Annotated in this window: 13 protein-coding genes; 7 read left to right on the top strand and 6 right to left on the bottom strand. The window is 44.4% G+C overall.

Annotated features, from left to right (window positions below):
• The first annotated feature begins 104 nt into the window (after nucleotides 1–104).
• The 3 genes from QUA47_RS00590 (at nucleotide 105) to QUA47_RS00600 (ending at nucleotide 4,218) form a co-directional block, all read left to right on the top strand.
• Nucleotides 105–1,994, top strand: a complete 1,890-nt coding sequence (locus tag QUA47_RS00590; RefSeq protein WP_333429297.1) for a hypothetical protein — start codon at nucleotides 105–107, stop codon at nucleotides 1,992–1,994.
• Between the two features lie 318 nt (nucleotides 1,995–2,312).
• The gene (locus QUA47_RS00595) at nucleotides 2,313–3,449 is read left to right on the top strand and encodes an AAA family ATPase (protein ID WP_333429298.1); all 1,137 of its coding nucleotides are present in this window, start codon (nucleotides 2,313–2,315) and stop codon (nucleotides 3,447–3,449) included.
• Nucleotides 3,442–4,218, top strand: coding sequence for a hypothetical protein (locus QUA47_RS00600; RefSeq protein ID WP_333429299.1), 777 nt, complete (start codon nucleotides 3,442–3,444; stop codon nucleotides 4,216–4,218). The genes QUA47_RS00595 and QUA47_RS00600 overlap by 8 nt, the downstream gene beginning before the upstream one ends.
• 162 nt (nucleotides 4,219–4,380) lie before the next feature.
• Here the strand turns inward: QUA47_RS00600 and QUA47_RS00605 are convergent, their stop codons facing one another.
• Nucleotides 4,381–5,160 carry an ABC transporter permease gene (locus QUA47_RS00605; RefSeq protein ID WP_333429300.1) on the bottom strand — a complete coding sequence of 260 codons (780 nt, stop codon included), beginning with the start codon at nucleotides 5,158–5,160 and terminating at the stop codon, nucleotides 4,381–4,383.
• 127 nt (nucleotides 5,161–5,287) lie between these two features.
• Here QUA47_RS00605 and QUA47_RS00610 point away from each other — a divergent pair, with 127 nt between their 5' ends.
• From QUA47_RS00610 to QUA47_RS00625, 4 genes are all read left to right on the top strand, one after another.
• On the top strand, nucleotides 5,288–6,445 hold the full coding sequence (locus QUA47_RS00610; RefSeq protein WP_333429301.1) for a DegT/DnrJ/EryC1/StrS family aminotransferase: 1,158 nt from the start codon (nucleotides 5,288–5,290) through the stop codon (nucleotides 6,443–6,445).
• Between the two features lie 424 nt (nucleotides 6,446–6,869).
• Complete coding sequence (locus QUA47_RS00615) at nucleotides 6,870–8,546, top strand: AarF/ABC1/UbiB kinase family protein (RefSeq protein WP_333286165.1); 1,677 nt, start codon at nucleotides 6,870–6,872, stop codon at nucleotides 8,544–8,546.
• A 148-nt stretch (nucleotides 8,547–8,694) separates the two neighbouring features.
• Entirely contained in the window at nucleotides 8,695–9,069 is a 375-nt protein-coding gene (locus QUA47_RS00620; protein WP_190659115.1) for a hypothetical protein, read from the top strand.
• A gap of 184 nt (nucleotides 9,070–9,253) precedes the next feature.
• Complete coding sequence (locus QUA47_RS00625) at nucleotides 9,254–10,204, top strand: NAD-dependent epimerase/dehydratase family protein (protein ID WP_333429302.1); 951 nt, start codon at nucleotides 9,254–9,256, stop codon at nucleotides 10,202–10,204.
• A gap of 14 nt (nucleotides 10,205–10,218) precedes the next feature.
• Here QUA47_RS00625 and QUA47_RS00630 read toward each other — a convergent pair whose 3' ends face one another.
• The 5 genes from QUA47_RS00630 to QUA47_RS00650 form a co-directional block, all read right to left on the bottom strand.
• Nucleotides 10,219–11,241, bottom strand: coding sequence for an Npun_R2821/Npun_R2822 family protein (locus QUA47_RS00630; protein WP_333429303.1), 1,023 nt, complete (start codon nucleotides 11,239–11,241; stop codon nucleotides 10,219–10,221).
• Nucleotides 11,242–11,395: 154 nt separating this feature from the next.
• On the bottom strand, nucleotides 11,396–12,277 hold the full coding sequence (locus QUA47_RS00635; protein WP_333429304.1) for an Npun_R2821/Npun_R2822 family protein: 882 nt from the start codon (nucleotides 12,275–12,277) through the stop codon (nucleotides 11,396–11,398).
• Between the two features lie 4 nt (nucleotides 12,278–12,281).
• Nucleotides 12,282–13,250 carry an Npun_R2821/Npun_R2822 family protein gene (locus QUA47_RS00640; RefSeq protein WP_333429305.1) on the bottom strand — a complete coding sequence of 323 codons (969 nt, stop codon included), beginning with the start codon at nucleotides 13,248–13,250 and terminating at the stop codon, nucleotides 12,282–12,284.
• Nucleotides 13,251–13,359: 109 nt separating this feature from the next.
• Complete coding sequence (locus tag QUA47_RS00645; RefSeq protein ID WP_333429306.1) at nucleotides 13,360–14,469, bottom strand: formylglycine-generating enzyme family protein; 1,110 nt, start codon at nucleotides 14,467–14,469, stop codon at nucleotides 13,360–13,362.
• Nucleotides 14,470–14,480: 11 nt separating this feature from the next.
• Nucleotides 14,481–15,431, bottom strand: coding sequence for a glycosyltransferase family 10 domain-containing protein (locus QUA47_RS00650; RefSeq protein WP_333429307.1), 951 nt, complete (start codon nucleotides 15,429–15,431; stop codon nucleotides 14,481–14,483).
• Nucleotides 15,432–15,516 lie beyond the last annotated feature (85 nt).

Consider the following 15,516-nt stretch of genomic DNA (forward strand, 5'->3'; position numbering starts at 1 on the left):
GTGCCAAAGTTCAAACCCATCAAAAATCCCGACAGTTCTGCAATCTAAAATCTAAAATTCACAATCTAAAATCGAAAGTGGTGAGATCGGACAGAGGAGAAAATATGACAGTAGCAACGCGACAAAGCAACGCACAAATTCTAGAAGTAAAGTTGCAGCAGCACTTGCAAGCAGCCGGATTTAAAAAATTACCCCTTTATATTAGTTGCGATTTTCGAGATGAATCTTTAACGGTTGTGGGAGAACACCCGCGCAGTTTAGTTCTCAAAGCCAAACCGACTTTTGCGGTGCTAGAAGCAGCAATTCTCGAAATAGAACCAGAATCTATTCAACAGATTGGACTTTGCCTAAAAATTACCGGGCAAAAACAGCCTTATGCTTTCCATTCTTTTACCATGCACAACCCTGTTTTGTCAAGACCCAAAACAGTGCAGTTGTTCAAAAAAACCGAGAATCCCCCCCCAGAAGAAACCGGGATAGTCTTAACAGAAAATGCGGCCCAGACGGCGGATGTAGAGGAGGAGATACCGTTAGAAACGGATGGGAAAGATGCGTGGGATGAAGAATATTTCCCCAATTTGTCTGAGAGTTCCAGCAATTCCGAGCCGATCGCCTTTAAGGTAGCTGCAATACCGGTAGATATTGCCGACAATCCCTTCAATCCGCTGGATATGGAAGCGGTAACAGTTGCCCAAAAACCCAAGCATTCACCGTTTGCGATGCTGGCTGCAGCAGGAATGGTCAGCATGGCGGCGCTAATTTTGGCAGGCGGTTATTATATGCTGAGCCGCCCCTGCGTCATCGGAGAATGTACTGCATTAGCTGATGCCAAACAGTTGAGCGAGAATTCGACGAAGACTCTGAAAACGTCAAAAGTTGCCAACAGCCCCCAAGAATCGCAGCGACAGTTAAAACAGGCGATCGCCCTTTTGGAACCGATTCCCTCCTGGTCAATTCATCGCGGTGAAGCTCAAAGCGCCCTGGAAAACTACCGGAAGCAAAATCAGAATTTAAACTCTGCGATCGATGCAGCGCGCCTCGCACAGTCAGCAGCCCAGAAAACCCAAAATCCGCCTTATTCTGCCGAGGACGGCCAGGAAGCGCAAGCTCTGTGGCAAAGTGCGATCGCCGAACTCGCAGAAATCCCCCCAGACAGCCCAGCTTATCCCTTTGCTCAGAAAAAGTCAAAAGAATACCGGAAAAATTTAGCAACTGGAAATCGGCAGTTAAGCACAGAGAAACAAGCCGAAAAAACGCTGCTCGCCGCCAAAAGTACAGCCCAAATAGCAGAAGCTCGCGAAGCAGTAGCTCACACAGCCGAGACTTGGGATCAAGTGCAATCAGGTTGGGAAGAAGCCCTAGACATCCTATCAACAATTCCCACGAGCACGACATCTTACCAACAAGCTAAACTGCTAGTTCCCAAATACGAAACCAAACTTTCAGAAGCTCGCGAGCGCAAAAATGTCGAAGGAATTTCCGAAAATGCGTATACTCAAGCTGTGACTTTAGCAGCGGAAGCTCAAATTTTTGAAGGCAAAAACGCCTGGTTTAAAGCATCTGAATACTGGCGGAGAGCTTTGAGTTACGCGGAGCAAGTGCCGGCGGCAACTTCCTATTCCCAGAAAGCCCAACCGCTGATCGCTTCCTACAAAACTTCCTTGCAGCAAGCAGAAGTAAGGTTGCAGGAAGAAAGAAACCTGCAAAAAGCCCGCACAGATTTAGATAGAACTTGTAAAGGCAACCCCAAGATTTGCGACTATACTGTTAGCAAAGATTTGATTGCGGTGCAAATGACTCCAGGTTACGTGCAGAAACTGCAACAAACTTTCATCCAAGCGAACAACAACAATGCTACTAAGACTCGTCAAGCTGTAGAAAAGCACGTTCAAACATTGCAAAAAGCTTTGGAGGCGATCGCCGAAAACGCCAAAATCCCGATGCAGGTGTACGATAGCGAAGGCCAGCGAATTGGGAGTCACGAACCGAAGTAGCGCGTTAAAGTGCGTTGAAGTGCGATCGTCCTATTTTTATCCTTGGCCTTGTTCGCTGTTTTAGTCCTCGACGCACGGATGGCCAGAAACCGGGTTTTTTAACCAAAATACCTCATTGCAGCCCGCACCCAAGGTAAAAAACCTGGTTTCTTGAGCCGGAGTGCGATCGCCAACTGCCCTCTATACGTAGGGTGCGCCGGGCCGCGCACCTTACCGCTATAAGTAGCGTGTGAAACCACTTTTTGAGTAAGTCCTGACTTCGTTAACACAGACTACAAGCTCGGCAATCAAACTGTATAAAATAATATTAGCAATCCAATGCTAGAAAAGGTCAAACTTCATAACTTCAAAAGTCATAAAGATACAGAACTTAGTTTAGATAGTTCACGCCTACACGCACTGGTAGGACAAAACAGTTCGGGTAAAACATCAGTTTTGCAAGCAGTGCATTATCTCAGTCTGCTTGCTAATTCATCATTTGACAATATTTTTCAGCATGAAAGATCGCCTCAATTTATTACAACAATTGGGCAACGTAATATGTCTGTTACTGCAACTGGTTTTTGGAAACACCGAGATAAAAATGATTGGAAAGCTGCTTATGACTGGAGACAAAGCGTTAATCATAAGTGGACTTTTAGAGCATCATGGAAGGCCGATAAAAACCCGAAATATAGGCACGTAATCTCTGAAACTTCCTTAATGACTACGGAAGAGCCAATTCAGCAATCTTTGAGAAACGCAGTTCATCTTAAGCTCGTAGCCAGTAATCTTGCTAAAGCAGCTTACAGTGATGAAATTACACCGCGAGTTGAGTTCAATGGTTCCGGGTTAGCACCTACCTTAGACTATCTTCGTGACGAAGCTCCAGATAAATTTCAATCTTTACAGGAAATGTTGAAACGGATTGTACCAGGTGTACGCGAGGTAGGGGTAAGGCGAGCTAAGGTTATGGTCAATCGCCAACGCTTAATCGAAGTCGATGGAAAGTCTATCTCCTACGAAGAAAGTCAGGAAATTGCCGGGCAAGAAGTTATCTTAGACATGAATACTGGTAAGCGTATTCCAGCCCATGCCATTAGCGAAGGCACAATGCTCGCTCTCGGGTTACTGACTGTTTTGATGAATCCCAATCAACCTAATTTAGTGTTACTAGATGATGTTGAACAGGGACTCCATCCAAAAGCGCAACGAGAATTAATCGCTGTTTTCAAGGAAATTATTCAAGAAAATAGCAACCTACAAATTATTTTTTCGACTCATTCTCCTTATATTGTCGATGAACTTATTCCTTCTCAAGTTCATGTATTAAGTAACAACAATTCAGGTGTGACTCGTTGCAAACGCTTGGATGAACATCCTGATGTCGAATGGGCAAAACAAACTTTAACCACCGGAGAATTCTGGGATGCAGAGGGAGAAGATTGGGTGGTTGCAGGAGAAATAAATGATTGAGTTTGTGGTGATTGTGGAAAGTAGCGCAGATGCACGAACCGCTACTAAATTAGCCGATCGCCTTTTAGTGGATAAAATTGATTGGTTAGACTCTGGACAGCTTCAATATTTATTTCGTTGGAGTGGCTTACAAGAAAATACAGAACATTCCTGTTGGCAAGATATTAATCAAATTATAGATAATTTGCAACAAAGCTTAGGATTCCGTCCTCCAAGGTATTTAGGTCATGGTAAAGATGGAGCATTAAAAGCTGATGGTGCAGCAGCTATAAAAATTCTGAATTTAGTACGATTTCTTCAAAAAACACGACAGATTAAAGCAGTTCTCCTGATCCGGGATTTAGACAATCAACCTCAGCGAAGAGAAGGTATTGAGCAAGCACGTTCTGCACACATCAATCGACAACCTAAATTAGAAATTATTATTGGTACAGCCGACAGAATGCGGGAAGCCTGGGTCTTGAATGGGTTTATTCCATCTAATCAAGAGGAAGAACAAATTCTTAAAGATATAACGACACAATTGACGTTTAATCCTTGTAATGAGTCACACAAATTACGATCTAACTCATGGAAAGAACCCGATCGCATTAGAAATCCTAAAGTTGTTGCCGAAAAGCTAACAGGTGGCAAAGTGGAACGCGAACAACAGTGCTGGGAAGAGACGAGTCTGGAACTTCTACGAAAAAACGGTGTTCATACAGGCTTAACAGCCTATATTGATGAAATCGAGGAACGATTAATTCCCATCATTGGATCTGCTGAGTAAGATCAGCCCGATATTCCCTAAACCTGCCCAGACCGGATCTTGTGGTCGATAAAGTCACGGGGGGGGCGGGTTTATGATATTTATCATTTGTATGGGAGACATTGGTGAACCCGCCCCTAGGGTAATCATAATCAATTTACATCTACGATCACCAATTCCCTATTACCATTTGATCAATTGTGCATCTTGATTAAAAAACTTCCGGGACAATCCCTCCGTCAACAGCAGAGTTGCGATTACAGTTGCTAGCGCTAACACAAACATAATTAAAATCTGGTAAGATGCTGCATCAAGAGGACTCTCACCGCTCAGCATTTGACCTGTCATCATTCCCGGTAAAGTTACTATTCCTACCACTGTCATTGTATTTAAGAGCGGGATTAATCCAGCTTTGATGGCATCTTTGCGGTACTGTTTTACTGCTTGCTGCGGCGTCGAACCTAAACTTAAATGGGTTTCTATTTCTAACTGGCTGCTATTAACTGTACTGACAAGTCTTTCGCCGGCGATCGCCCCGGAGTTCATGGCATTGCCCAAAATCATACCCGCTAAGGGAATCAGGTATTGCGGTTCGTACCAAGGGTCAGGTTGCAAAATTAGCAAGTTTGTATAGGCGAGAGTCAAGGCCGTACTGATAAAAATTGAACCCCAAACTAAGGGCAGTAAGTTCTTGATTTTTTTGCTGATGCGGTTGCTGGCAACCATGCTAGCTGTTGTCAGCATGATTGCTAAAACTGCTAAAACCAGCCAAGGATTTTTCCCCTCCGGGTCAAATACGACTGCGAGCACGTACCCGACTAAGATTAGCTGGATCAGGGTGCGCCCCGCCGCGATCGCGATCGCCCCCTCCAATCCCAATCCCTGCCACGCCGAAAGCCCGATCGCGATCGCCACCATCCCCAAAGCCCAACCCAAATCTGTAAAATCTAGCTCAATTAACACCGGCCCACCCTTTCGATAATGTGATTGTTTGCGTGTCCAAATATAAGATATTGCAATAAAGGTTTCTGAGAAACAGTTTTGCTGCAAGAATTTGCTTTGATAATGCTTGAAATTTATGGTGTGAAGAGTGAATAATGTTCCCCCCCTCGACTTAACCCGCCAATACGCGCAGATTGGCGACGAGATAACCGCTGCGGTGCAAAAAGTGCTTGCCTCTGGCGGCTACGTAGGCGGCCCGGCCGTGAAGAGTTTTGAACGAGAGTTCGCCGACTACACTGGAGTTTCCGAGTGCGTTGGCTGTAACTCTGGCACGGATGCGCTGATTTTGGCATTGCGAGCTCTCAAAATTGGCCCCGGCGATGAAGTGATTACCACTCCTTTTACCTTTTTTGCTTCGGCTGAGACAATTAGCGCCGTCGGCGCGACTCCAGTATTTGTCGATATTGACAGCGATACTTTTAATCTGGATGTCGAACTCCTCGAAGCGGCAATTACCGACAAAACCAAGGCAATTATGCCAGTACACATCTTCGGCCAACCGGTAGACATGACTCGGTTGATGGAAATTGCGACTCGACACAATTTAGCCGTAATTGAAGATTGCGCCCAGTCTGTCGGGGCCGAGTGGCAGTCTCGAAAAGTCGGCAGCATCGGCCATGTCGGCTGCTTCAGTTTTTATCCGACCAAAAATTTAGGCGCTTGCGGTGACGGTGGCGCGGTGACGACAAACGATCCAGCCCTCGCAGCTTCGATGCGAATGCTCAAAGAACACGGACAGTCTTCTAGATATTTCTACGAAGAAATCGGGTACAACAGCCGTTTAGATGCCCTGCAAGCGGTGATTCTCAGCATTAAATTGCGGTATCTCGACAGTTGGAACGCGCAGCGGCAGGAGAAAGCGGCACTTTACAGCGAATTTCTCTCCCGCGTGCCCGGAGTTGCCGTCCCCAAAGAATTGCCGGAAGCAAAAGGAGTTTGGAATCAATACACGATCCGGCTGACAAGTCCAGAAGAGGCGCAAAATTCCTCTGGCGATTTTCGAGATTGGATGCGGGCTCAGTTGCAGGAATGCGGCATCGGTTCGATGGTTTACTATCCGTTACCTTTGCACCTGCAACCTGTTTACAAATCTTTGGGCTATTCTGCAGGTCAGTTGCCAAAGGCTGAGCAAGTTTGTCGCGAAGTCTTGTCTTTGCCGATGTTTCCGGAACTGTCGAGGGATCAACAAGAGCGGACGATTTATGGGCTGAAAGATTGCTTGGCAAAAGCCGATCGCATCCGGTAGCTTTGGCGCGATGGCATAAGCGACGGAAATGCAGCAGGAGAAAAGAATTGCAGGGTTGCAGTGTTGTGAGAATGTGCAGCGGTCAGGGAGAGCCGTTAAGTATTTTGACCGATCACTTGTACTTTTATGTACTATATTTAATGAAAAGAAACAAATTTAGGCTAGCAATCCGCCTCGAACGGGTGCATTTTCCGCTCGCCTAAACCTTGCAATGCGATCGGTCAATGATGAAGAAGGAAGAAGGAAGAGGGAAGAGGGAAGAACGAAGAAGGAAGAAGGAAGAACGAAGACTAAATAATATTTGAACTTTCGACTTTCCATCCCCGATGCCCGATGCCTGATACCTAATGCCCGATGCCCGATGGCCGATGCCCAATTCTCAATTTAACCTGTAATTTTCAGAAGATAAGAGGAAAATAAACGAGTGCCTCAGTATCAATTCACTCAGGCTAGACGCTACGATCCACAAGCGATCGCTCAGTATTACCGCAACCGTCCTTGGAAAGCAATTTGGCGCGCAATTACCGTTATTTGGTCTTTTGCAGGCTTCGTTCTGGGGATGCTGTGGGACAGTTGGCAGCACGAAGTCGCAGCACACCAGCCGGAACGGGCCGCCCACCTGCGACAAATACTCACTCGCTTGGGCCCCACTTTCATTAAAGTCGGCCAAGCCCTTTCTACCAGACCGGATTTGATCCGCAAAGATTTTCTCGAAGAATTGATCAAACTTCAGGATCAATTGCCGCCGTTTGACTCCGTGCGCGCTTTCGAGATTATTGAAGCGGAACTCGATCGCAAAATTAGCGAAACCTACAGCGAAATCTCTCCCGAACCTGTCGCCGCGGCAAGTCTCGGTCAAGTCTACCGAGCTCGCCTCCTCACCGGCGAAGCAGTAGCAGTCAAGGTTCAGCGACCGAATTTGCTGCCAGTTTTGAGCCTGGATCTTTATTTAATGCGCTGGGCCGCTGGATGGTTGGGCCCCTTGTTGCCGCTGAATCTCGGTCACGACCTTTGTTTAATAGTCGATGAATTCGGTATCAAATTGTTCGAGGAAATTGATTATCTCAATGAAGGACGGAACGCCGAGAAATTTGCTACAAATTTTGCCGACGACCCGACAGTAAAAGTTCCGAGCATTTACTGGCGCTATACTTCAAACTGCGTTCTCACTCTCGAATGGATTGAGGGCATCAAGCTGACAGATATAGAACGTGTTAAAGCCGCAGGTTTGGATACCGATAGTTTAATTGAAGTCGGAGTTCGCAGCGGTTTGCGACAGTTGCTGGAACACGGATTTTTTCACGCTGACCCCCATCCGGGAAATCTGTTTGCCTTAGCGGACGGCCGCATGGCTTACATTGATTTTGGGATGATGGATCAGATGGAAGAAACAACTAAAGAAACTTTGGTTGATTCTGTCGTTCACTTAATCAACAAAGATTACTTAGAGTTAGCTAAGGATTTTGTCAAACTGGGCTTTTTGACACCAGATACAGATATTATGCCGATCGTTCCGGCGTTGGAATCTGTATTAGGTGATATCGTCGGCGAAAAGGTGTCAGATTTTAACTTCAAGACGATTACAGACCAGTTTTCGGAGTTGATGTACGATTATCCTTTCCGGGTGCCGGCGAAATTTGCCTTAATTATTCGCTCTCTGGTGACAGAAGAAGGTTTGGCCCTGACGCTGAATCCCAATTTCAAGATAGTCGAGGTGGCGTATCCTTATGTAGCGCGGCGTTTGTTGAACGGAGAATCTCCGGCTCTGCGGCGGCGTCTGATTGAGGTATTATTCAAGGATGGCAAATTCCAGTGGAACAGGTTGGAGGACATGATCGCGATCGCCCGATCCGATCGTAGTTTCGACTTGCTACCCACAGCACAACTAGGCTTGCAATTTTTGCTGTCCGAGGAAGGGTCGTTTTTGAGACGCCAGCTAATGTTAGCTTTGATTGAGGACGATCGCCTCCACACCGAAGAAGTTCGCAGCCTGTGGAACTTAGTCAAGGAAGATTTGCAGCCCAGTCGCCTGTTCAACGTTGCTCTAGGCGCTTTGACGGAGTTTTCCACAGCAGGAGCAGCGGCGCTAACTCGGTTTTAATTAGAAGGAAGAAGGAAGAGGGAAGAAGGAAGAAGGAAGAGGGAAGAAGAAAGAAAAATAATTCTACTTTTACCGATTCCCAATTCCCAATTCTCAATTACTCACTCCCAATTCCCAATTCTCAATTACCCAAATTAAGGAATTATTCGTGTATTATTTTCCAGAACCTCCCTATTTTTTAATGTCGGCTGGACTGCTAGCAGGTATCGCCTCCGGTGTAGCATTTGAAGCAACTCTCAAACAATCCGTACAACTGTGGTCTAAAAATCGTTCTACTAGCACTTTGGCTAACCTGCAAGGGCTGCCATTGCAGATGCCTTTTCTGGGAATGGCGGGCGGTATTTGCGTATTTTTAGCTTCGGGGATGGAGATTTTTGGCTTCCCAAAACTACTTTCTTATGCCCTAGCTTTGCCACTGACGCTACTCACGGGCTGGCTAGTTTGGACTCAGCTAGGTAAGCTTTTGATCGAGTTAGAACGCGGAGGTTCCCAAGCGCTGGATCTGGATTCTTTTGAACAATGAAAGTTAACTATCAACCTCTTTTTCTCAGAAGGAAGGGGGTTGATAGTTCTCTAAGATTATCCTATTTGATGCTTTTTGAACCGCAGAGAACGCAGAGGAAGAGAAAGAAAAAGAAGACAACTTATGCAATAATTTGTGTAAAAGTTTTAAAATCTAAAATCTAAAATCTAAAATCTAAAATCGAATGAGTATTTTACTTGTTACGGGTGCGGCGGGATTTATTGGATCTAACTTAGTAGAAACTCTTTTAAATCGAGGCGAGACGGTGATCGGTGTTGATGAGTTCAACGATTATTACGAGCCGGAACTCAAGCGCAAGAATATTGCACGATTTGAAAAGTATCCGGGTTTTGAATTGGTGGAAGGCGATATTTTGTCTCAAAATTGGCGATCGCTTTTATCCGATGTTAAGGTAATATTTCATCAGGCGGCGCAAGCCGGAGTTCGTGCTAGCTGGGGCGACGGTTTTCGCAGCTATACCGAACGGAATATTAACAGCACTCAAGTATTGTTAGAAGCGGCCAAAGATGCGCCAAGATTGCAAAAGTTTGTCTATGCTTCTTCTTCTTCAATTTACGGCAATGCTGAATCTTTTCCCACGAATGAAAACGCTTGTCCGCAGCCGGTTTCTCCCTACGGAATTACGAAATTAGCCGGTGAACGTTTGTGCGGGCTTTATTACAAAAATTTCGGCCTTCCGACTACTTCGCTGCGCTATTTTACTGTTTACGGGCCGAGACAGCGCCCCGATATGGCTTTTCACAAGTTTTTTAAGTCGATTTTGTTTGACGAGGCAATTTCTATTTTCGGCGACGGATTGCAAACGCGGGATTTTACGTTTATCAGCGATTGCGTTGCGGCGAATTTAGCGGCGGCTGAGGTTCCGGAAGCTGCGGGGGAAGTTTTTAATATTGGTGGGGGAAGTCGGGTAGTTTTAAAAGAAGTTATTGATACAATAGAGAGAATTGTCGATCGACCTATTCGGATAGATTTTACTGAAGCTGCGAGGGGAGACGCGCGGCACACTAGCGCGGATGTGTCTAAAGCCCAGAAAATCTTAGGTTATCAGCCGCAGGTTGCTTTAGAAGAAGGTTTAAGGCGCGAATGGGAGTGGATTCAGTCTTTGTACAGTTAGAGTACAGTTAGATGCTATCTATCCCAGCAATTCCGCCACTTAAATTGAAAATTGTTAACTTTTTGACTTCCCCAACTTTTGAGATTTCTCTGCAAGCGAACTAGCAAATTTGGAGGCGTGAGTTTTGGTCGTGTTTGCGACGAATTCAAATAGCGGTAGTGCAGAAATACCTCTCGGTACGGAATCTCAACATCTTCGCCAGCACACAATTGAGTAAACTTTGCAGCCGAAATACTCATGTAGTGCAAGTAAGTCAGCCGCCGCCCTTTATCGTAGAGAACATAATCTATCACCTCAAATTGAGAAGACCAATGATTTCCCGTTACCCGTGCAGGTTGATGATAAGCAAAGTTATAAAAAGAGATGCCGCTGCGGGCGACTAAATAGTTAAATAAAGGTTGGTCAGTTCCCCGCAACGACAAAATTTCTGCTTCTCCCGAAGTCAATTTCTCTAACATCTGATTTGAGTTATTTCTATTTAAAATACCTTTTTTGGAAGCAAACCAACCAGCACAAAAAATTTGGGATTGCAGTTGACCAAGATTGAAAAATTCTGCTAGTTTGGGAGATGATAAGTCAAATACATAATTGAGGTCAGATTTATATTGAAAATCGTTGGCTACCCAATCAAATTCATCAAGTTTTTGATAGATGTAATCTAGAGAACCCATCAACAGAGTGTCGCAGTCAAAATAGACAAATTGGTCAAAAGGGCCGTCAAAACAGCAAAATTTTCGGTGCATTCCCAAACCATGAACTTGCCCCCAACCTTTAGCTTGCCAAACTTGTTGAGCCTTGCGGTGAGATGTCCAAGCTTGAGTCGCAAACTTTTCCCAAAAATCGATGGAATCGGTATTGTCAAACAGTGTGACATTCTGTAGGAGCGAAATGTGCGATCGCACTTTTTTCAAGTTATCATCATAGGGAATAATGCAAACAGGAATATTTTTTGCCCCATTGACTTCAAGACTGTTCAATAAAGCTACTAAGTGGTCAAACACAACATCGTTTGCTAGAATATAAATGCCATCAGCCATCGGATTTTAGATTTTAGATTTTAGATTTTAGATTGAATAATTCTACTCGTTACTAGGTGCGGCCTGTAAACCAGTTAATTTCTTATTGCGCGTGGACTTCGTTTGTGTGCTCGCGTTGCTAGCGATTTCAATCGCCTTGTGACTACAAAGAATATTATTTATCATGCCAATATCGAAATATCTTTTGCACTAAATTAGGTTTTTCCTCTTCCTCATTGAGATAACGATAATGTTTCCAAAGTTTCCAATAAGGGCTACCAGATTTAATCGGTATTCCAGCCCAATGAAGATATTTTAACCTTTTGCCTTTGTCATAAAGAACATAATCTCTTTCCTGAAAATGCTTGGAACCAGCCCAGCTTCCAGGTTCGGTTGCTGAATCTGTAACAAGATTGCAGCGTTTGGAAATCAATTTAAGAATGATATAATTTAGTATAGGTTGGTCGGTGACATTTTGAGTAAAATCAAAATATTCTCGATGCTGCGAACATTCTCGCAAAATTTCATACATTTGCGATTCTGTAATAGTTCCTTTTCTGGAGGCCCAAAAACCGCTGTTGAAGACATCTTGAAGCTGTGAGTCTGTAAAGATATTTTGTTCTTTTACAAGTGGTGAAAATACATTTCGCAGTTTTTCGCTGAGGTGGTGGTAGTCGCAGCAAAAAAAGTCTACTTCTGATAGTTTGTTTAAGTTGTCTGCGATGTCTTCAAAGACGATGATATCGGTATCGATGTACAGAAATTCGTCAAGGGGGCCAAACCAGGCGGCGAGTTTTCGCATTTTGTTGGGGAGGGCTAAAAAGTTGCGATCGAACATTTGGCCAATTTCCCTGGTAAACTGTTCGACAAACTCCAGATTTGGGAACAATCGCACCCCGTGGAGACGGCTGAGGGCGGCTGCGACTTGCTGATAATTGTCGTCGAAGGGAATCAGAAAAACAGGTACTTGACAATTGTACAGACGTATGCTGTTTAAAAGGGCGATCGCACTTTCGATCACTTTATCATTCGCCACAATATAAATCCCGCGATTCATACATTTATCCTCTGAGATTTAGTTTTAGTTTTCTGAAAATTCTATTGAAAAAATTAGGACTTTCACTATATGACCTAGAAGGTGCTGTAAAAACTGGGCGCTTTTCAGGTTCGTGCAAGTAGCGATAGTGTAAAAATAAATCTCGGTAGGGAAACTCAATATTTTCGCCGAGGCACACTGCTTCAGTAATACTTGGAGGAATTCCAATATAATGAATATAGGTGAGTCTATTACCCTTATCGTACAGAATATTATCTCGTTCTTCAAAATGTTTTGAAGTCACAGAAGACCCAGTTCTTTCGCTGTCTGGCAAATGATAAGCAAAATTATAAATCGGAATACCAGACCGCATAAACATATAGTTTAAAACAGGTTGATCGCCGGTTTGGTAAAGAATTTCCGATTCTCCTTCCTTGAGTTTTGACAATAACCACTCTATTTTTTCCTGGTCAAACAAACCTCGCTTTGAACCGTAAAATCCCGAACAAAATATTTCTGATTTAAGTTGCTGCTGTTCAAAAACATTAAACAGTTTTTGTGATTCAATATTATAGACCTTCTCTGGATGATAAAATTGAAAATCGTAGACGACACAATCATAATCATTCAACTTTTGAAAAATGCCGTCTAGTGAATTCATTAATAATGTATCAGCATCCATATAGACAAAATTATCAAAAGGGTTGTCAAAGGCACAAAAACGCCGATGTCCACCATAAATTCTGTACTTACGGTTTATACTTTGAGGACTTGCTGCTTGCATAAACATATCCCACCGCTGAATTGAGGCGCTATCTTCATAAATAAAGACGTTGGGACGGTTAACAATTTCAGCTTTGATTTGCTCTATTTGGTCGTCGAAAGGATAAATACAGACAGGAGTATTTGAGCCTAAGATAACTTCAATACTGTTGAGCAAGGCAATTAGTTGGTCATAAACTGTATCGTTGGCAAGCGTGCAAATTCCATTCATATCTATAGTCTCGCGAAGGCGGACTTTGTTTGTGTAGTTGCGGTTTCAACCGCCGAATTATTTAGTAAAATGGTAGAGAAGGGCGATCGGGGGAAAACGAGGATAAAGGCTATACCGACGCTACCGCTACGCGAAAACCTATGCCCCAGTACCTGTTGCTCAGCAAGTTCCTGTTGCGGTTGGCACTGCGGCAATTGACCGCATTGCTGTTCCACGAACCTCCACGTCGCACTCGGTAATCATGTGAGCCAGTTTCCCAGGAACTTCCGTCATTAGGTGCGCCGTTATAGTTATAGTGCCAGCGATCGCTGCACCATTCCCAAACCTGACCGTGCATATCGTACAGTCCAAAGGCATTGGCAGGAAAACTCCCCATAGTCGTTGTTTCTTCACGGTAAAGTCCTTTGGATACCGAAGCGTATGGATAGTTTCCGTTATAGTTGACTAAATCCGGGGTAATGGTTTCCCCAAAATGAAATGGCCCTGTCGTACCCGCACGACAAGCATATTCCCATTCTGCCTCGCTCAGGAGGCGATACTTTTTCCCGGTTTTTTGCGAGAGTTGAGTACAGAATTCGACTGCATTTTGCCACGATACATTTTCTACAGGACGTTTTTCACATTGAAACCATGATGGATTATTTCCCATCACTGCTTCCCATACCTCCTGAGTGATGGGGTATTTGCCTGCATAAAAAAAAGGTACTGTTACTCGATGCTGCGGACTTTGGCTCTTATCTCGATCTTTCTCTGTTGCCGGGGAACCCATCATAAATGTGCCGCCGGGAATATAAACCATTTCTAGCAAAACTCCATTTCCTAAGTCTTCGGGGAAGAAGCAAGCAGAGGAAGTATGACGACTGTTTTCTTTTCCTTCAGCATTAACTGTGATCACGTCAAACTCAAAGGTAGGAAAAGATTTTTGTAACTTGTGTAACTGCTGCTTTATATTTGGTTCATCTTTATCCTTCAGCAGCGAATAGGCGGCAAACTTCACCTGCATGGATTCATCTTCCAGTACCCCAATGATTAAATCTAAGCCAGCTTCTCCATATTTCAGTGCTTCAGACAGTGCAGCAATTTTCACCTCGACAATCGGTGAAGCAAAACGACTCTTAACACCGGGAATCCCGCCTAAAACGGCTGCACCCAATGGCGCTTGAGATTCACCGCCCTTGACGGCATCGTATTCTCTGGGTTGATTTTGGTTTTCTGTCATGGCGCTATTTCCTAAGATACAAAGTTAGACAGCCAATTGAGCAAGTTCAATTCGTGGAGAATGATTTGTCTAGCTTCAGCAATTTTTTCCCTGGCTTCATGCCAATAATCCGGCGTAGCCAAAACCTCTTTAATAAATTCTACTCCTTTCTCATCCAAACTCGGCAGCCTCAGAAAACTCCCCGCCGGCAACAACTTATCGGCCGCCGAACCGCCGTAATAAATTGGCAAACACCAAGCTAACAAAGCATCCCAAAGCTTCTCGCTGACATACCAATCGTTTTCGGCATAATTTTCAATAGCTAAGTTGTAATAGTATGGTGCGACAGCGTGCCATTTATTGTTCATAGTGCCGTTCCCGCGCGCCCAAGTTGGCAAGTTTCGCCCGTAAAGATCAAAATCCAATTCTTGTGATTGCAGCAATTTGATAAAGTCTAATCTGTGGCGGTGATTGGCGCTGCGGCTAACACCTGAAGTAATCCAAGAACAGGATTTAGTTTTCGGCGGCGCAGGCATTTCATCGAGTTCTCGAAACGAGTTAGAGTGATACCAAATCGCGGGCATATAATCGGGTTTTGGTGCGAAATCGTCGGACCCGGAAACGTAACCGCAGTAAAGTTTGGCTTGTTCGTAGTTAGCTTTGGTAATTTCAATAACTTCTGGTAATGGTGGCTCGCGGATCAGGTAAATTATGCGTTGTGTGGGGACACCGCGCAATTTTTCTTGAATGTCATTTTCTTGGTTTTGATGCCTGTAGCGACGTATTTTATCGATCCAGGATTGATTTTTGGGCGGTTGGGGAAAGTCGAATTGATACATCAGTAAAAAGTCGGGTTCTGGGTGGTTGGCGAGCATTTGAATGTTTCCCCATTTGCCGAAGTTGTGGGGGGTTTGTTGCCATAGCCAGTCGCTTTGGTTCATGCCGGGGTAGGTGGTGATTCTGCCGATGATTTTTGGGTTCATATCTAATAATAAATCTGGTTTTTGCGTGTGGGCGGGGCGGGTTTATGAGATTATTAATTTTAGGCGATGATTGTTGGTAAAACCC

The organism is Microcoleus sp. MON2_D5 (genome assembly GCF_036701905.1).
GTDB lineage: Bacteria > Cyanobacteriota > Cyanobacteriia > Cyanobacteriales > Microcoleaceae > Microcoleus.